This is a genomic window from Streptomyces sp. NPDC090798 (assembly GCF_044768965.1).
In the GTDB taxonomy this organism is placed as follows: domain Bacteria; phylum Actinomycetota; class Actinomycetes; order Streptomycetales; family Streptomycetaceae; genus Streptomyces.
This window is the reverse complement of sequence record NZ_JBIVXA010000028.1, coordinates 36,044-54,110: the sequence shown is the minus strand read 5'-3', so window position 1 is coordinate 54,110 and position 18,067 is coordinate 36,044. Positions and strand designations below refer to the sequence as shown.

Here is an 18,067-nt window from a genome sequence, read left to right as displayed (position 1 = left end):
ACTCTCGCACCCTGATACTGGTGGCATGGGATTCACCGTCTTCATGACCCCGCCGGGACTGGTCATCCTGCTGACCCTAGCCTTCCGCGGGCCCCGCTCATGACCTTCGACGACCTCGTGGAGCGGGCCGCGGCGCTGGTGCGCCCCGGCCGGCGCGCGATCCTCGGGATCGCGGGGAGCCCCGGCGCGGGCAAGACGACGCTGGCCGAGCGCCTGGTCCGGGAGCTGAACGGCGACGCGCCCGGCCGGGTCGCGCATGTGCCGATGGACGGGTTCCATCTCGCGGACGTCGAGCTGGACCGGCTGGGCCGCCGGGACCGCAAGGGCGCTCCGGACACCTTCGACGCGGCGGGGTACGCGGCGCTGTTGGGCAGGCTGCGCGACGACGAGGAGGAAGGCATCGTGTACGCGCCGGGCTTCGAGCGGACTTTGGAGCAGCCGATCGCGGGCGCCGTCCCGGTCTTCCGCAGCGCCCGCCTGGTCATCACCGAGGGCAACTACCTCCTGCTGGGGGACGGGGCGTGGGCGCGCGTACGGTCGCGGCTGGACGAGGTGTGGTTCTGCGAGCTCGACGAGGAAGAGCGCGTACGTCGTCTCGTCGCCCGCCACGAGGAGTTCGGCAAGGACCACGACACGGCGGTGGCCTGGGTGCTCGGCACGGACCAGCGCAACGCCGGTCTGGTCGCCGCGACACGGGACCGTGCCGACCTGGTCGTCGGCGCGGAGGTCACCGCCGCCGTAGGTCCAGCGCGGGTTCCCCTCGGGCATCACCCGCGGGATTCCCGATCAGTGCGGTGAACGCCTCGGTGCGGATCGTCAGGCCCGCCGGTGTGTCCGCGAAGGTGGTGGCGAAGGGGCCCGGGGAGCCGTAGCGCACGGCGAAGACGTGCAGATCCTCCGGGGCACCGGGAGCCGGTCCGGCTTCGAGTGCCGTGGAGGTGACGAGGTGGCGCCAGCCCTCGTCCGGGTTGCCGTAGCCGCGCGGGTCCGCGGCCAGGGCGAACGCCGCCTGCTCCTGGGTCGTCTCGGAGCGGGCGTCGAAATGTTCCGCGCCGTCCGCCTGTGGATGTGTCAGCCTGAGCGGGCCTGCGGAGGTCACGGCGGCCTCGGCGGTCCTGCGCACCCGGTCCCCGTCGTCGGTGGCGTACGGCAGTCCGGCGAGCAGGTACGGCGTCCCGTCGAGGCGTTCGACGGCGACCGTGGTCCACAGGCTCGCGCCGTCGGTGACGTACAGCGACCTGACGTGGCGCAGGACATGGTCGCGGCCGACGACCGGCTTGGTGACGAGCTTGGCGCTCAGGCCGTCGCTCTCGAGGTCGCGCACCCGTACCTCGCCCATGGGGCGGCTCAGCAGGAAGCCGTCGACGGCCGGGCCGAAGCCGTGCTGGCGGTTGACGGCCGCGGGCAGGTAGTACGTGCCCGCCGCCTCGACCAGCGAAGGGGTCATCCGCTGGTCGAAGGCCACCGAGACCGTGCCCGCGCGCAGCTGATGCCGTGCGGGGTTCTTCGACGGCGTGCGGTGCCAGCGCGTGGCGTCCTGGATCTGCCAGACCAGCATGAACGCGAAGTGGCCGTCGATCGCGCCGTCCGGCCCGACCGCGTGCCGGCCCCAGCGGGTGTCGCCCCGGTAGCGGCCGAGGTCGGCGCCGATCCGGCGGCCGAAGTGGCGCAGCCCGAGCACGGCCTCGAAGCCGGAGTGCTGTTCGCTGTAGCGCGGTCCGCCGATGTCGAAGCCGCCCGCGGTCAGACGTGCGTCGAGATAGCGGGCGAGCGCGTCCCCGTCCTCGGCGAAGACCGGCTCCCCGCTGACCTTGTGGGCCTGAGCGAGGAAGGAGAGGGAGATCGGCCCGTAGTTGTTGTCGTACGCGCCTCCGTGCTCCGGGGGCAGCAGGGCGCCCCGGTCGCGGACGCGGCGGGCGCGGATCTCGTCGGCGTACAGGCTCATCGCCCGCGCACGGACCGACTCCCCTTCCTCCGTGGGGAGATGGCCTGCGAGCATCAGGCCGCCGACGACACAGCCGATGGCCTGGTTGCCGGCCTCCTGCGGGTTGAAGAAGGTCGCGTCGGTCAGCCAGCGCCAGTAGCCGTGCGCCAACTCGACCAGTTCGTGGCGGTCTTCGTCGGGGACGACCGGGTCGGCGGTGCCCAGGATGTTGACCACTTGGAGCAACGCCCACACCGTGCTCGGCCAGTCACCGATGGGGTGGGCGCCGTCCTCCAGTACGTAACGGGCGTACGGCAGTCCTGAGCCGCGCTTCCTCAGGTTCGGGTAGCCGGGGTTGTCCTGAGTGAAGACCCGTTCCCGCAGATGGAAGCGCAGGCCGCGGCCCACGGCCTCCGGCAGGCGCGGGTCCTTCGTGCGCTGCCAGGCGAGCGCCAGCAGGGAGGTGACGCCGAGCGAGGTGTCGCCGACGTCGTCGATCGCGGCGGGGTGTTCGAGGTTGCCCTCGGGGGTGATGCGGGCCAGGGCCTCCTCGGCGACCGCGGCGAGGACGGCGTCGTACGCGGCCGGTTCGTCCGGGAGGTCGTGCAGATGGCCGCGCTGGTAAGGGAGATACACGCCGCTCAGCCCTTCATGCCGGAGGTCGCCAGTCCCTCTACCAGCCTCTTCTGGAAGGTGAGGAAGCAGATGAGCGTGGGCAGGAGGGCGAGTGTCGACATGGCGAACATCGCGCCGTACGAGGAACCGCTGGTCTTGTCCAGGAACAGGGTCAGGCCCAGGGGCACGGTGAAGCGGTCGTTCTGCTGGAGGTAGACGAGCTGGCTGAAGAAGTCGTCGTAGGTCCAGATGAAGGTGAAGATGGTGGTGGTGACCAGGGCCGGGCGCATCAGCGGCAGGATGATCTTCCAGTAGATCTGGAAGGGGTTGGCGCCGTCCATCATGGCCGCCTGGTCGAGTTCGCGCGGGATGGACCGGATGAACTGGACCATGAGGAAGATGAAGAAGGCGTCCACCGCGAGGAACTTCGGCACGATCAGCGGCAGGAAGGTGTTGATCCAGGTCAAGTTGTAGAACAGCGTGTACTGCGGGATCAGCGTGGCCTGCATCGGCAGCATCAGCGTGCCGAGCATCAGACCGAACCAGATCTTCTTGCCGCGGAACTCGAAGCGCGCGAAGGCGTAGGCCGCCAGCGAGCAGGAGACCACGTTTCCGATCACCGCGCCGATCGTGACGATGAGCGAGTTGGTGATGTAGAGCGAGAAGGAGTTGCCGGAGCCGTTCCAGCCCTCCGCGTAGTTCTGGGTGTGCAGCTTGTTCGGGATCAGCCCGGGGTGGGTGAAGATCTCGGTGTCGGGCTTCACCGAGCTGCTCAGCATCCACAGCAGCGGATACAGCATGACCAGGGCCACGCCGATGAGCAGGGTGTGGGTCAGGATCCGGCGGGGGCCGGTGAGGGCGCGCAGCCGCTTCAGCGGTGACACGGCCGGGGTGATGACAGACATGGGGTACTTAACTCCTCACCGACGCTCAGTCGTCGTAGTGGACCCAGTAACGGCTGGCGATGAAGTTGACGGCCGTGAAACCGGCGATGACCAGGAACAGCACCCAGGCCAGCGCCGAGGCGTACCCCATCTGGAGGTCGGTGAAGCCCTTCTTGTAGAGGTAGAGCGAGTACAGCATCGTCGAGTTGAGCGGGCCGCCGGTGCCGTTGCTGACCACGTACGCCGGGGTGAAGCTCTTGAACGCGTCGATGATCTGCAGGACGACGTTGAAGAAGACGATCGGGGTGAGCAGCGGCAGGGTGATCTTGAAGAACCGGGTCACGGCTCCCGCGCCGTCGATCGCCGCCGCCTCGTACACGTCCTTGGGCAACTGCTTCAGGCCTGCCAGGAAGATGACCATCGGGGTGCCGAACTGCCACACGGCCAGCAGGACCAGCGTGTAGATCGAGGTGTCGGGGCTGGAGATCCAGTCCTGGCCCTTGATGCCGAACCAGCCGAGGAAGTCGTTGAACAGGCCGTCGCCGCCGAAGATCTGCCGCCACATGATGGCGATGGCCACCGCCCCGCCGAGCAGCGAGGGCAGGTAGAAGGCGGCGCGGTAGAAGCCGATGCCGCGCAGCGGGCGGTTGAGGACCATCGCGACGGACAGCGCGAGGGCCAGCTTCAGCGGTACCGAGACCGCCACGTACACCAGCGTGGCGTGCACCGAGTCCCAGAAGTTCGGGTCGTCGGTGAACATCCGGGTGTAGTTGTCCGCGCCGACCCACTTGGCCGGCGTCAGCAGGTCGAAGTCCGTGAAGGAGAGGTAGAGCGAGTCGAGCATCGGATAGATCGTCAGCCCGAACAGGCCGACGAACCAGGGGGCCAGGAAGAGGTACGGCCACCAGCCTCCACCGCGCCGTCGGGCGGCGCGTCGACGCATGCGTTCGCGTTCGCGCTGGTCGGCCGGGGTCGTGGGAGCCGTTGGCTCCTTGACGACCTCGTCGGTCTTGGTGGTGGTCATGCTCATCTCCCTGGCCCTTTCCCGGTCCTTCCGTGTACCGCGCGCCGGTGTCCTACTGCGAGAGGATCGACTGCGCCTGGTCGAAGAACTCGCTGAGCTGCGCCTTGATCGTCTTCTTGCCGAAGGCGATGGCGAGGTTCGACTGGAACAGCAGGTCCCAGATCTGGTCGGCGCCGTTCGGCGGCGGCTGGGGGGCGGGCAGCGCGTTGGTCGCCTTGCCGACCCGCTTGGATATGTAGTCGGCGATGTCCATGGACTTCTTGTCGGTGTCCGACAGTCCGGCGGAGATGAGGGAGCGGGCCTTGTCCGTCGGCGGGATGCCGCGCAGCAGCTGCATGTCCTTGATCGCCGTCTCGTCCTGCGCGAAGAAGCTCATGATCTTCACCGAGTCGGCGATGTGCTTGCTCGCCTTGGTGGCGCTCAGCAGCACGCCGCCGTTGACGAAGTTGCCCTCGCGCGCGCCGGACCAGTCGCCGTTCGGGGTGGGCAGGAAGTCCAGGACCGCGTCGGTGATCGCGCCGCCCGCGCCGTAGACGCCGGAGTCGAAGGTGAACAGTGTCTTGCCGATGACCACGCCGTTCTTGGTGAGGTCGTTGTGCGCGGCCGAGGTGATCGCGGCGGCCGGGGACGCCTTGTCCTTGCGCATCCCGGCCCAGAACTCCCACCACTCCTGGAGGGTGTCCGCGCTGAAGCCGAGCTTCTTGCCGTCCGTGGCGAAGAAGGACTGGCCCTTCTCGCGGGCGAAGACCTCGAAGGCCTGGAGGGTGCCGCCACCGCCGTCGTCGACGCCGAACTGCTTGCCGCCGCTCTTCTTGTTGACCTCGACCGCGATCTTCTTCAGGTCGGCCCAGGTCCATTCGCGGTCCGGCAGCTCCAGACCCAGCTTCTTCAGGCCGGTGACGTTGACCGTGAGGATGTTGACGCCGATGCCGGACGGGACGCCGTACAGCTTGCCGTCGACCGTGCCGGCCGCGAGCAGCGTCTTGGAGAAGCCGGTCAGGTCCAGGGACTTGCCGACGTACTCGTCGATCGGGGCGATGACACCCTTGCGGGCGTACTGGGCGACCAGCGCGGTGTCCATCTGCAGCAGGTCGGGGGCGCTGCCGCCGGCGACCTGGGTGTTGAACTTGTCGAAGTAGCCGTCGTAGCCGGAGTATCGCTCTTCGATCTTGATCTTCGGGTTGCTCTTCTGGAAGGTCGCGAGCGCTTTCTTGTAGGCGTTGTGGCGGTCGTCGCTGCCCCACCACGTCATGGTGAGCTTGCCGCTGGTGGTGCCGGCGCCGGTGCCTCCGCCGCAGGCGCTCAGCGAGCCGCCCATCGCGGCCGCCGCGGCGATACCGCTCGCGGTGCGGAACAGGGTTCTGCGCGAGATCTGGTGACCCACCGGGTCCTCCCCTGGAGTTGCGTGACGGATCCCCCGGCCGGTCAAGGCGGCGCGGGTCTGTTCCCTGGAGTCGCTTCCGGCGTGCGGCCTCGCCCGGCCACACCGCCCTGTCGGGTGGGAGTCCCCGGCCGTTGCTCCGGCCGTGACCTTACGAGCACGCCCTCGTACGGCTGCCGTACGGATCGCGTACGGCGGGACGCTCCCTCCGGAGCCGGGTTCCCGCCGGCTCAGAAAGCGCTTGTCCGGACATTGGCAGAAGCGCACGGAGTCCGTCAATGCTTGACCGGTGCACCGTCGGTCACGGTTTGAATTCCGCGTACCACCGCGAGCCGGGCAGCTCCCGCGACGGTGCCGCTGTCGCCGACCTCGCTGCACACCACCTCGGTGGGCCAGCTGAGCCGGGCGAGTTCGGCCCTGACCCCGGGCAGGAGCTGCGGGTTCGCGCCGATGCCGCCACCGAGGACGATCAGGCCGGGGTCCAGGACCGCGGTGGCCGCGGCGGCGAGCCTGCCCACCTCGCGGGCATGTCCGTCGACGAAGCGGCGGGCCGTGGCGTGGCCTTGGGCGGCGAGGGCGAAGAGCCGGGCCGCGTCCCGCGGCTCGGGCCCGTCCTGCGGAAGCCAGGCGGCGGCGACCCGGCGCAACAGGGCGCCCGCACCGGCGTAGCGCTCCATGCCCTCGTGCACGGACTCCTCGCCCGCGGCCCACGGGTAGGGCAGCCGCGCTATCTCGCCGGCCGCGCCGTTGCTCCCGCGCAGCACCTGGCCGCCGACCACGATGCCGAGGCCTATGCCGTAGCCGACCTGGAGGTAGCCGAAGGTGTGACGGCCCCGTGCGGCGCCCTCGTGGAGTTCGGCGAGGGCGGCGCAGTTGACGTTGTTCTCGATGTGGACGGGGATGCCGGGCGGCAGGCCCAGGGCATCGACTTCCGCCGCCACGGCGGGAGTCGCCGGTCGTGATCCCAGGCCGTCATGTTCGGTCGCCACATCGGGGACGGCGATCACGACGGCCCGCGGCGAGCCCGTGGGCAGCCCGTCGAGTACGTCGCGCAGGGCGTCGGCCGCTCTCGTACGACCGTCGGTGGCGCGGGCGATGAGGACGGTGCCGTCCAGGGCGCAGCCGCGGACTTCGGTGTGGGTGGAGCCGAGGTCGACGGCGAGGACGCAGCCGGCGGCGGGGCCCAGGCCGTAGACGGCGGCCGAGCGGCCGGTCGCGCCGTGGGCGGTGCCGGAACGCGTGGCGAGCGAGGCGGTCTCCAACTCGGCGACGGCCGCGGACACCGTGGGCTTGGACAGGCCCGCGAGGGCGGCGAGCCGGGGCCGGGTGGCGCTGCCCGCCGCGGCCAGCACGGCGAACACGGCGCCGGCGCTCTCGCTCAGCCGCGGGCCGTCCTCCAGGTCGTGTGCCACAGCTCCCCCACAGTTCGACGGATCGCGTCCATGCCTCTTGACGCACCCTACTTCGTTAGTTAATTTCCTAACGAAGTTCACGGTACTCGCCTGCCGTGGTCCGTCAGAGGCCCGTCCCGGGGCTTCCCGACATCTTCAACTCCCGTTCGTCCAGGCACGGTTCGCCCACCGTTCGCAGCTCAGTACTTCGCAGCTCAGTACTTCGCATCCCAGTACCGCGATCTCAGTACCGCGATCTCAGTACAGCGACGAAAGAGGTTCCGTGCAGGACTCCACGCCCCTCGTGGTCGGTATCGACGTGGGCGGCACCAAGACCCATCTCCGTGCCCGTGCCGGACGGAGTTCCGTCGCCGATCACGTCCGTACGAGCAGTGGATGGCGGCCGCACGACCCCGCGGGCGCCGCCGCGTGGCTCGCCGCACTGCTGCGCGAGGCTCTCCCGCCCGACACGTCCGCGTCCGCTGTGGCCGTGGGCGGGCACGCCTGCGAGACGCCTCGGCAGTGTGCGCAGATCCGCTCGTCTTTGGAGGCGGTCCTCCACGTGCCCTGCGTGGTGGTGGGTGACGCCGAACTCCTCGTTCCCGCCGCGGGGTTGGACAAGGGTGTCGGCCTCGTGGCCGGTACCGGTTCGGTGGCGGTGGGGCGACTGGCCGACGGCAGCCCCGTTCAGGTCGGCGGCTGGGGTGCGGCGCTCGGTGACGAGGGCGGCTCCGCCGGTCTCGTACGGGAAGCGGCGCGCGCCGCGTGGGCGGCGCACGACCGTGGTGAAGCCCCGGACGAACTCGCCCAGGGGCTCATCGCCGCGTTCGGGGTGGGTGAGGTGCCCGCCCTGGGCGCCGCGCTGGAGAGCGCCACGGATGTGTCGGCCGAGTGGGGTCGGCACGCGCCCGTCGTGTTCGCGGCCGCGGAGCGGGGTTCCCGGATCGCTCGGGCGGTGATCGCGGACGGGGGCCGGTCCCTCGCCGCGCTCGTCGTGCGGCTCGCCGAGCGCGGGGTCGCCGTCGACGACGTGGTGGTCGCCGGCAGCACCGTGCTCTCCCAACCCGCCCTGTACACCTCCTTCACGACGTCACTCACCGAGTCCGTACCCGGGGCACGCCCCAGGCCGCTGCGGGCGGCCCCGGTCGAGGGAGCCCTGGCCTTGGCGCATGCCCTCATATGAGGGGACGGGGTGGCGTGCTGCTCGTGGGGCGACCGGCACCCCGCGGGGCAGCGCGCGCTGCCGCGGTGTGGGGGCCGGACAAGTAGCGTGCGCCGGAGGCGCGTTCGCCCGTACAGCGGGCGCACAGGGTCGGCGCATTCGTCCGTACGACACTTCACCGCCCCCCGCGCTTCGCAGGCGTGACATGAATCAGCCGTAGATCTTCGCTCGTATGACTCGTCCTCACCACAGGGGCACAGTCGCTTCACGACTTCACCCGGCTGTCGGAGGACCCCACCATTCAGGAGAGGCACATCCATGCCGTCACCAGCCGGGCAGCAGTCCGTCCCCTCGGTCCCCGTCCGTGAACGCGCCCTGAACCGACGGGTGTTCCTGCGGAACTCGCTCGGCGCCTCGGCGGGGCTGCTGGCCGCTCCGACCGTCGTCACCTGGCTCGCCGCCGCGGACGCGAAGGCCGCGACGAGCCCCGCCGCCTTCGTGGACGACTACACCACCAACATCCTCACCAACCTGACGCCCGAGACCAACGCGGTGGTCCGGATCCTCGGTGGCATGAGCAAGGTGTGGAAGACCGGCGGTTCCTGGAACACGGGCACACCGCTCATGCCCGAGGTGCTGCGCGCCAACATGCGTTACTGCGCCCTCATCACGCACGCCCGCACCGACGCACAGGCGAAGGAGGCGTTCATCTACGACCGGCAGCACCAGAGTTACGCGATGATCGCCGGCCTGGGCCCGCTGGCCGGCCTGTACAAGACGGGCGCCAAAGCGGTCACCTCCATCACCAGCGCTCCTGACGGCACCCCTTCCGGCAAGATCAACGACGCAGTGCCGGCCGACGCTCCGGCGGGTTCCGCGCAGGGCGCCGGTTCGCACGACTCGGCGCTCGGCAAGGTCGCCGAGCTGGTGGACACGGTGCGCGGCCCGTACGCCTCCGGCAACCCGGCCAAGTACGCCTTCCAGTACCCGCGTCCGTGGCGCATGAACGAGAAGAGCGAGGTCGTCGACACGGGCAAGGTCGACGCGCTCGGCTTCCCGGTCTACGACTCCGACGTGATCGTCGCTCCGCAGCTGCTGTGGCAGCGCGGCACGACCGCGGCCGACGACGGCGGCTTCCCCAGCGGCCACACCAACGCCTTCCACCTGGCGGGGCTGGCGTACGCGTACGCGGTGCCCGAGCGTTTCCAGGAGCTGGTGGCGCGCGCCTACGAGCTCAGCCACACCCGGATCATGTCGGGCATGCACTCCACCGTCGACGTCATCGGCGGCCGGATCATGGCCACGGCCCTGGCCGCCGCCACGCTGGCCGACCCGGCCAACGCCGCCCTCAAGGCCGCGGCGCGTGCCCAGGCCGCCGCGTACTTCCAGCAGCGGACCGGTTCGACGGCGGACACCCTGTACGCCTACGCGCACTCGGCGGGCGTCGCCACCGACCCGTACGCCGACCGGGCCGCCAACGCCCGCGCGCTCACGCCGCGGCTGACGTACGTCCTCACCCGGCACGGCCACTCCGAGGGCATGACCGTGCCCAAGGGTGCCGAGGTCCTGCTGGAGACGCGGCTGCCCTACCTCTCCGCCGCCCAGCGCCGCGAGGTGCTCCGCACGACCGCCCTGCCGTCCGGGTACGTGCTGCTCGACGGCTTCGAGCAGTGGGGCCGGCTCAACCTGTTCGCCGCCGCGGACGGGTACGGGGCCTTCGAGGCCGACGTGAACGTCACCATGAACGCCGCCGACGGGGGTTTCAGCGCGGCCGACACCTGGCGCAACGACATCTCCGGGTGCGGTCGGCTGGTCAAGCGCGGCACCGGTGCGCTGACCCTGACGGGCGACAACGCCCACACCGGCGGCACCGTGCTGGAGGAGGGCGCATTGGCGGCCGGTTCGTCGGGTGCGCTGGGCTGCGGCGACGTGCGGGTGGACGGCGGGGCCCTGCGGGTGAGTGCGGCGACGTCCGTTCGCGTGCGCGGCAGCTACACGCAGGGGTCCGGCGCGAGCCTGGAGGCGACGCTCCGTGCGGGCCGCGTGCCCGCACTGTCGGTGGAGCGACGGGTGGTACTGAGCCGGGACAGCGCGCTCACGCTCCGGCTGGACGCCGACCGCCCGCCGGTCCCCGGCAGCACCGTCCCGGTGCTCCGGACGTCGTCGCTGCGGGGCCAGTTCGCCCGCATCACGGTCCAGGTGGAGGGATACCGGGCCGTGCCCGTGTACTCGGTGGACGGCCTGTCCGTACGACTCGTGCGGCGCTGACCCCGGACCTGGGGACGAGCTGAGCGACAGGACCCGTGGACCGTGCGTGAACGGTCCCCGGGTCCTCTTCGTACCCGTGCGCTTTCGGCCCCGTGCGCCGCGTCCGATTCCCGCCAGCCAAGGCGGCGGCCATGGCGCAGAGTGGACAGCGGAGACACACTTCGAAAGGACACGACCAATGCCGGTGTACACAACGATCGACAGCCCACTGGGCGAGCTGCTGCTGGTGGGCGAGGAGTCGGTCACCGCGAAGGGCGGCACGGCGCTGGTCTCGCTGTCCATGCCCGGCCAGAAGTCCGGCGCCGTCGTCCAGGACGGCTGGACCAGGAACGAGAAGGCGTTCGCCGAGATCGTCTCGCAGCTGCGCTCGTATTTCGACGGGGTGCTGACCAACTTCGACATCGAATACGTGAGCGGCGCGGGCAGCGACTTCCAGCAGCGGGTGTGGAAGGCGGTGGAGACCGTCCCGTACGGCACGACCGTCAGCTACGGAGAGATCGCCGCGCGGATCGGCGCCTCGAGGGCCGCCGTGCGCGCCGTGGGCACGGCGATCGGCGCGAACCCGCTGCTGCTCGTGCGCCCCTGCCATCGCGTGATCGGCGCCAGTGGGTCCCTCACGGGGTACGCCGCCGGTCTGGAGCGCAAGCAGCGGCTCCTGGACCTGGAGCACGCCCGCCCGGCCATCTGAGGATCGTCACCATCATGCACACGCTCGACACCACCCACCCGGCGGGTCCGGTCGCCGACCGCGTCGCGGCCGACGACTGGACCGCACTGACCGACGAGCTGAACGAGCACGGACACGCACTGACCGCTCGACTGCTGACCCCCGACGAATGCCAGGGGATCAGGGCGCTCTACGACGAGACCGACCGCTTCCGCACCACCGTCGACATGGCCCGCCATCGCTTCGGTTCCGGTCAGTACCGCTACTTCACCCATGAACTGCCGGACCTGATATGGGAGTTGCGCGAGGCGTTCTATCCGCGGCTGTTGCCCGTCGCCCGGGACTGGGCCGACAAACTCCGGCAGCCCGCCCCCTGGCCCGAGGACCTGGAGGAGTGGCTGGCGATGTGCCACGCGGCCGGGCAGTCCAGGTCCGCTCAGATCCTGCTGCGTTACGGGCCCGGCGACTGGAACGCGCTGCACCGCGATGTGTTCGGCGCGATGGTGTTTCCGCTCCAGGTCGTCATCGGCCTCGACACACCCGGAGTCGACTTCACCGGCGGCGAGTTCATCATGACGGAGCAGCGGCCCCGGGCGCAGTCGCGGGGATCGTCCACGACCCTCCCGCAGGGGCACGGGCTGATCTTCACCACTCGCGACCGGCCCGTCGCGTCCCGGCGCGGCTGGTCGACAGGACCGATGCGGCACGGTGTGAGCACCGTCCGTTCCGGGCGGCGACACGCACTGGGCCTGGTCTTCCACGACGCTGCGTGACCGTGTCGCGGAAAACGCGGTGGTGCCCCACCGAGCCCGCTGGTTAAGGTCGCCGGATGAGCTCACGTACCTTCCGCGTCACCGTCCGCGGCGTCTTCGACGGGCTTGGCGCGGAGCAACGCGCCGAGCTCCTGGCCCGCGCGTCCGAGCACGACGTGCTGCACGCCGCCTTCACCCCCGAGGGGCACCTCAGCTACGACCTCGCGGCCCGGCCCGCCTTCACGTTCCGGTTCCAGGACTCGGGAGAGGCGGAGGAGGACATCCTGGAGGCGACCGAGCGCGCCGAGGCCGCCGCGGAGGCGTGGCTGACCGAGCGCGGCTACGGATACAAGAACCTCAGGTCGAAGGCCGAGGACCTGTCCCAGGCCCCACTCGGCAAACGGCAGCGCCGCGCCGCCGCGCAGGGCGCCTAGGACGCGTTCGGCCGATCATCGACGCGCCCCGCGACCACGGGACCGGTTTTGCCGAATCGGCAACAGGCTTGGCTCGCGCCACACCGACCGCCGCATGATCGTCGGTAGTACCGGAGGCCGCATGGCGAACGGGCCGCTCCGGCCCCTTCGCCGCACCGGCCACGCGTTGAGCCCCCTGGGAGGACCCGTGCCGCAGTCGTCCGCACAAGACCGCATCCACCGTCTCGTCCCCTCGCCCGCCGGGCGGACCCATCTCGTGGAGCAGGGATCCGGCCCACTGGTCCTGCTCGTTCATGGTTTTCCGGAGTCCTGGTACTCCTGGCGCCACCAGCTTGCGGCACTCGCCGCGGCCGGCTACCGGGTGGTCGCCATCGACGTCCGCGGCTACGGCCGCTCCTCCAGGCCCGAGGCGCCGACCGCGTACCGGATCCTCGAGCTGGTGGAGGACAACGTCGCCGTGGTGGAAGCCCTGGGTGAGGAGTCCGCGATCGTCGTCGGACACGACTGGGGTGCGAACATCGCCGCCGTCTCCGCCCTCGTCCGGCCCGACGTGTTCCGCGCGGTCGGACTGCTGAGCGTGCCCTACGCCCCGCGCGGCGGCCCGCGCCCCAGTGAGATCTTCGCGCAGATGGGCGGGGACGAGGAGTTCTACGTCTCCTACTTCCAGGAGCCCGGCCGGGCCGAGGCCGAGATCGAGCCCGACGTCCGCGGCTGGCTCGCGGGCCTGTACGCGGCGCTGTCCGCCGACACCATGCCCGCACCCGGCGCGCCGGACCCGCACTTCGTGAGCCCCGGGGGTGCGCAGCGCGACCGCTTTCCCACGGGGCGGCTCCCCCACTGGCTCGACGAACGCGACCTCGATCTCTACGCGGGAGAGTTCGAGCGGACCGGGATGACCGGGGCACTGAACCGCTACCGGAACATGGACCGGGACTGGGAGGACCTGGCCGACCACGACGGTGCGCCCATCACCCAGCCCTCGCTGTTCATCGGCGGTGGTCGGGATGCCTCCACCACCTGGCTGGCCGACGCGATCGCGGCCTACCCCACCACCCTGCCGGGTCTGCTCTCCTCCCACCTCCTCGACGACTGCGGCCACTGGATCCAGCAGGAACGGCCCGAGGACGTCAACCGCATCCTGATCGACTGGCTCACCCGGGTCACGAGCGACAAGTGACGTTTCCGACCGGGGCAACCTCTCGATCGGGTGACTCACCTAGGGCGAGTGGATCGAACGCCACCCGGGACCTCTCCCTGCGGGGCGTCTGCTCCATCTCGACCACGTCGTCCGACAACGGCCGCCCGAATCCGATATCCGACCGCCTTCTCCTCGCCGCGGTCGCACGGACCTCCAAGTAACGTCCACAGGCGGGGAGTTGATGTGGTAGGTGCGCCGAGCACGGCGTCGCTAGGCGCGGGTCGATGCCCGGACGTTCAGTGCGACGGGCAGGGTGCGCACGGTTCCCGGTGACGTCTCGCCGGACAGGATCTCGCAGAGCAGGCGGGCGCATTCGGCTCCCATCGAGCGCGGGCGCAGATCGATCGCGGTGATCGGCGGCTCCGCCGTACGCATCGCGGAGCAGTCCACGCAGGACGCCAGCAGCAGGTCCCCGCCCACGGTGCGGCCTGCCGCGCGCAGTTCGGGCAGCACGGCCGCGGCGGCGCCGTCGGGAGCGCACACGACGGCGTCGGTCCCGGGTTCCTGGGCGAGCAGGTCCCGCGCGATAGCCCGCAGTGCCTCGGGGGTGGCACCGACCGGCGCCTTGCGCAGGACGAGGGGGACATCGTGGTCGGCGCACCAGCGGGCGTGGGTCCGCTGGAGGGTGAGGGACCAGTCGGAGGTGGCTTCGGAGGCGATGAGCGCGGGCCGCCGGGCACCGGAGTCGCGCAGATGGTCCAGCAGTTCGGTCATCGACGCCTCGTGGTCGGAGCGGACCACCCCGGTCGGTTGCTGGTCACCGGCGTACCGCTCGGCCGTCACGACCGGCAGACCGGTGTTCATCAGGTGCCGGACCACCGGGTCCTCGGGGGCCGGGTCGCACAGCACCAGCCCGTCCACTTGGGGCGGCGCCGTGCCGTGCCGCGGCAGATGGCCGGAGGACAGCAGGGTGACGTTCAGGCCCGCGCCCGCGGCCCGCTCGGCCACTCCGAACACGAACGCCATGGAGTACTCGGCACTCGTCAGGAACTCCGGGAAGTAGAGCGCGACGGTGTCCGTGACGGAGGTGCGCAGGCTGCGGGCGCTGCGGTTGGGCGCGTAGCCCAGCCGCCGGGCCGCCTCCAGCACGGCCTCCCGGGTCGGTCCCGACACCCGGCCGTGACCGCGCAGGGCGTCCGAGGCCGTGGTCTTGGAGACCCCTGCCGCGCGCGCCACGTCGGCGATCGTGGGCGGGGTGCCGGGGCGGGGCGGGGTGCCGGGGCGGGGCGGTGGCACGGCCGCGGATCCGGGGGTCGGCATCACCCGTGTCACCAGCCGTGCGTCAGTACGTCGTCCAGGGCGTCGGCGAACACGTCGGCGCTCTGCCGGGTCAGACACAGCGGCGGCTTGATCTTCAGCACGCACTGCCGGTCCGAGGTCGGCTGGACGATCACGCCGAGTTCTCGCAGCCGGTCGCAGATCGCGGCCGTCTCCTCGGTCGCGGGTTCCAGGCTCTCCCGGTCCCGGACGAACTCGACGCCCAGATACAGCCCCGAGCCGTGCACCGCGCCGATCAGTGGGTGGCGCTCGGCCAGTTCGAGCAGCCGGTCCTTCAGGTAGGCGCCGATCTCACGGGCGTTGGTCTGAAGGTCCTCGTCGCGCAGTGCGTCCAGGACGGTGAGACCGACCACCGAACTGACCGGGCTGCCGCCCGCGGAGGAGAAGAAGTAGCCCTGCGTACGGTAGGCGTCGGCGATCTCGCGTCGGGTGATCACCGCGCCCAGCGGATGCCCGTTGCCCATCGCCTTGGCGACGGTGACGATGTCCGGCACCACGCCCTGCTGTTCGAATCCCCAGAAGTGCGAGCCGAGCCGGCCGTAACCGACCTGGACCTCGTCGGCGACGCACAGGCCGCCGACGTCGCGGGTGGCTTCGTACACCTGCCGGAGATAGCCGTCGGGGAGGGCCATGCCGCCCGCATTGCCGTAGTACGGCTCGCACACGAAGGCGGCCAAGGGGCGCCCCTGGTCGGCCAGTTCACGGATCGTGGCGGCGGCTTCGGGAGCGTACCGCCGCGCCTGCGGTCCCCGGTGACGGCCCCGGTAGGAGTTGGGAGCCGCGACGGTGTGCACCCACGGCGGCCGCGAGGCGAGGGCGTTCGGGTTGTCGGCGATCGAGGTCGACACCGCGTCGCTCGCGTAGGTCCAGCCGTGGTACGCCTCCTCGACCGCGACCACGTCCTGTCGTCCGGTCGCCGCCCAGGCGAGCCGGAGCGCAAGGTCCACGGCCTCGGAACCACTGTTGACCAGGAACACGGTGTCCAGCTCGGCCGGGAGGAGTCCGGTGAGCCGCTCGGAGAGCTCGACCACCGAGGCGTAGTGGAAACGGGAGTTGGTGTTCAGCCGCTGCCACTGCCGGTGCACGGCTTCGCCGAGCCCGGGGTGGCCGTGGCCGAGGATGGTCACGTTGTTCAGCATGTCGAGGTAGCCCCGGCCCCGGGTGTCCACCAGATGGTGCCGCCAGCCGCGTTCGATCTGCGGCGGCGTCTCGAAGTAGTGCTCCTGGACGGTGGCGAAGGATTGCTCGCGCCGCTCCAGCAACTCCGCCTCAGCGACGGCCTGTTGGGCATCTCGAACGGAGAGCGGCGCGTCGTCGGGAGCGGCGGACGGCGCGTCGGGAGCGAGGAAGAGGCGGGTCGGGTCCGGGCACAGCTCCAGCCATCCGGCGGCCAGGTCCGGCGCCGCGAACCGTGGCGGTCGGCCTCCGGTGGCGCACGGCCGGGAGAGCTGGACGCCCAGCACTCGTACGCCCTCTCGGGCGGCCACCGTTCCCAGCGGTTGCCCGGAGGCGACGGGACCCGGCTGGACCTCTCCGCCGACGCCCTCCAGCAGCAGGTCGAGGCCTCCCGTGTGCAGCGTCACGCCGGTGTCGCCGTGCCGGGTGACCGTGCCCGCCCAGGGTGCCCGTATCTCCGCCGGACCGGCGAGGTGGAGCTCCACGCCGAGTGCGCAGGTCGCGGCCGGGACGGAGTCGTCGACGATGGTGCGGGTCAGCCGGAATTCGCCGTGCCGGGTCCCTACCGCCGTGTGGCCCGCCGTCAGAGCGGCCCGGGCCAGGGCGGTTTCGGCGTCGGGCGCCAGCCAGCGTCCCGTGTGCAGCTCCTCGCTCGACACGGACAGGTCGAGGCTCGCCACGTCGTCCGGCAGGCCGGGCAGCAGCGTATGTTCGGCCACCGGCAGGAGCTGCGCCGACGGGCGGCCGAGGGCGTGCCTCAGCTGCGCCGTCATCACCTCGGCCGGGACGGACACCGCGGCCTCGAACATCGCCCATTCGCGGTCCAGCGCCACCGAGGCGTAACTGTTGCCGGGGTCCAGCAGGGTGTCGTACTGGCCGCTCACCACCATGACGGAGGTCCGCAGCACGACCAGCGGCCACAGCGCGTCCACTTCCTCGTTCGCGAGCGGTCGCGCCGCGTGGAAGGCGTGCACGGCGGGCAGCACCGACGCCGGTCCGGCCCCGTGATGATGGAGCACGGATGCGCAGGTGACCGCCAGTTCGGCCGCCGTCCAGCCGAGACCGAGGTCACCGAAGTCGATCACGCCGACCGGCATCCGGCGGCCGTCCGGCGCCGGTTCGCAGACCACGTTGTTGTCGGTGACGTCACCGTGGATCACCTGCACCGGCAGGCGGTCCGCGTACGGCTCCAGCAGGGTGTGCGCGGCTCGGGACGCGCACAGCACGCGGGCAGCTCGTTCCTGGTCGGGCAGGTGGGGAGCGAGCGTCTCGACGACGGTGAGCGCGTTGCGCAGGTCCCACAGCAGGGGTCGTTCCTGCTCCACGCCCGCGAAGTCGGCGAGCCCGGCCACGACACGGCCGGCGAGTCCGCCCAGCCTGGCCACGACCGGTGGTGCGAGATAGCGGCTGTCCATGATCGGCTCACCGGGCACATAGTCCAGCAGACGGCATACGAGATCCGCGCCGCCCGCGCTGAGCCGCTGCACCACCTCGCCGTCGACGCCGGCGTGGGCTCGCGGCAGCCTCAGCCAGGACATCACGTCGGACAGGCGCTCCACGGCCGCACACTGGGCGCGCAGCGCGGCCGGGTCCGAGGCGGGGTTGGCGATCTTGAGGACGTAGTCCCCCGTCCCCGTACGCACGCGGTAGTTCCGGTCCTGCTGACTGCCCAGGTCGTGGACCGTTCCCGTCACCCCGAACCGCTCCGCGAGCACCGCCGACACCTCGGCTTCGTCGACAGGACCGATCGGCCGCACCAGCCAGTCGGCGGACGGAATGCCCATGGGGTCGCTCGCTTCTGTTCGGCACGCCGCACGCGCGCGGGGGCCCGGCGTAAGGGGTGCCGGAACGTTCCGGCAACCGTAGGTTCGCCCGCTGAGATGTGTCAACGATTCCGTGGGCGGCCCGTGGGC

14 protein-coding genes are annotated in these 18,067 nt (G+C 71.0%); 7 read left to right on the top strand and 7 right to left on the bottom strand.

Annotation, left to right across the window (positions count from 1 at the left end):
• The first annotated feature begins 99 nt into the window (after positions 1–99).
• A complete protein-coding gene (locus ACIQTP_RS40255; protein WP_403409388.1) occupies positions 100–798 on the top strand; it encodes a nucleoside/nucleotide kinase family protein in 699 nt (232 codons plus the stop codon).
• Here ACIQTP_RS40255 and ACIQTP_RS40250 read toward each other — a convergent pair.
• From ACIQTP_RS40250 to ACIQTP_RS40230, 5 genes are all read right to left on the bottom strand, one after another.
• A complete protein-coding gene (locus ACIQTP_RS40250) occupies positions 728–2,560 on the bottom strand; it encodes a hypothetical protein (protein WP_403409385.1) in 1,833 nt (610 codons plus the stop codon). The genes ACIQTP_RS40255 and ACIQTP_RS40250 overlap by 71 nt on opposite strands.
• Before the next feature lie 5 nt (positions 2,561–2,565).
• On the bottom strand, positions 2,566–3,444 hold the full coding sequence (locus ACIQTP_RS40245) for a carbohydrate ABC transporter permease (protein ID WP_403409382.1): 879 nt from the start codon (positions 3,442–3,444) through the stop codon (positions 2,566–2,568).
• A 25-nt stretch (positions 3,445–3,469) separates the two neighbouring features.
• Positions 3,470–4,447, bottom strand: a complete 978-nt coding sequence (locus ACIQTP_RS40240) for a carbohydrate ABC transporter permease (RefSeq protein WP_403409379.1) — start codon at positions 4,445–4,447, stop codon at positions 3,470–3,472.
• A gap of 52 nt (positions 4,448–4,499) precedes the next feature.
• The gene (locus ACIQTP_RS40235) at positions 4,500–5,831 is read right to left on the bottom strand and encodes an ABC transporter substrate-binding protein (protein ID WP_403409376.1); all 1,332 of its coding nucleotides are present in this window, start codon (positions 5,829–5,831) and stop codon (positions 4,500–4,502) included.
• Between the two features lie 272 nt (positions 5,832–6,103).
• Positions 6,104–7,240 carry an ROK family transcriptional regulator gene (locus ACIQTP_RS40230; protein WP_403409373.1) on the bottom strand — a complete coding sequence of 379 codons (1,137 nt, stop codon included), beginning with the start codon at positions 7,238–7,240 and terminating at the stop codon, positions 6,104–6,106.
• 262 nt (positions 7,241–7,502) lie between these two features.
• Here ACIQTP_RS40230 and ACIQTP_RS40225 point away from each other — a divergent pair, with 262 nt between their 5' ends.
• From ACIQTP_RS40225 to ACIQTP_RS40200, 6 genes are all read left to right on the top strand, one after another.
• Complete coding sequence (locus tag ACIQTP_RS40225) at positions 7,503–8,402, top strand: N-acetylglucosamine kinase (RefSeq protein WP_403409370.1); 900 nt, start codon at positions 7,503–7,505, stop codon at positions 8,400–8,402.
• Between the two features lie 297 nt (positions 8,403–8,699).
• The gene (locus ACIQTP_RS40220; RefSeq protein ID WP_403409367.1) at positions 8,700–10,649 is read left to right on the top strand and encodes a phosphatase PAP2 family protein; all 1,950 of its coding nucleotides are present in this window, start codon (positions 8,700–8,702) and stop codon (positions 10,647–10,649) included.
• A 178-nt stretch (positions 10,650–10,827) separates the two neighbouring features.
• Positions 10,828–11,337, top strand: a complete 510-nt coding sequence (locus tag ACIQTP_RS40215; protein WP_403409364.1) for a methylated-DNA--[protein]-cysteine S-methyltransferase — start codon at positions 10,828–10,830, stop codon at positions 11,335–11,337.
• 14 nt (positions 11,338–11,351) lie between these two features.
• Positions 11,352–12,089 (top strand): 2OG-Fe(II) oxygenase, encoded by a 738-nt coding sequence (locus ACIQTP_RS40210; protein ID WP_403409361.1) that lies wholly within the window; start codon positions 11,352–11,354, stop codon positions 12,087–12,089.
• A gap of 56 nt (positions 12,090–12,145) precedes the next feature.
• Entirely contained in the window at positions 12,146–12,502 is a 357-nt protein-coding gene (locus ACIQTP_RS40205) for a DUF6204 family protein (protein ID WP_403409358.1), read from the top strand.
• Between the two features lie 187 nt (positions 12,503–12,689).
• Positions 12,690–13,679, top strand: a complete 990-nt coding sequence (locus ACIQTP_RS40200; protein WP_403409355.1) for an alpha/beta fold hydrolase — start codon at positions 12,690–12,692, stop codon at positions 13,677–13,679.
• Positions 13,680–13,910: 231 nt separating this feature from the next.
• Here ACIQTP_RS40200 and ACIQTP_RS40195 read toward each other — a convergent pair whose 3' ends face one another.
• Entirely contained in the window at positions 13,911–14,960 is a 1,050-nt protein-coding gene (locus ACIQTP_RS40195; protein WP_403409352.1) for a LacI family DNA-binding transcriptional regulator, read from the bottom strand.
• Positions 14,961–14,968: 8 nt separating this feature from the next.
• Positions 14,969–17,938, bottom strand: a complete 2,970-nt coding sequence (locus ACIQTP_RS40190) for an aminotransferase (protein ID WP_403409349.1) — start codon at positions 17,936–17,938, stop codon at positions 14,969–14,971.
• Positions 17,939–18,067 lie beyond the last annotated feature (129 nt).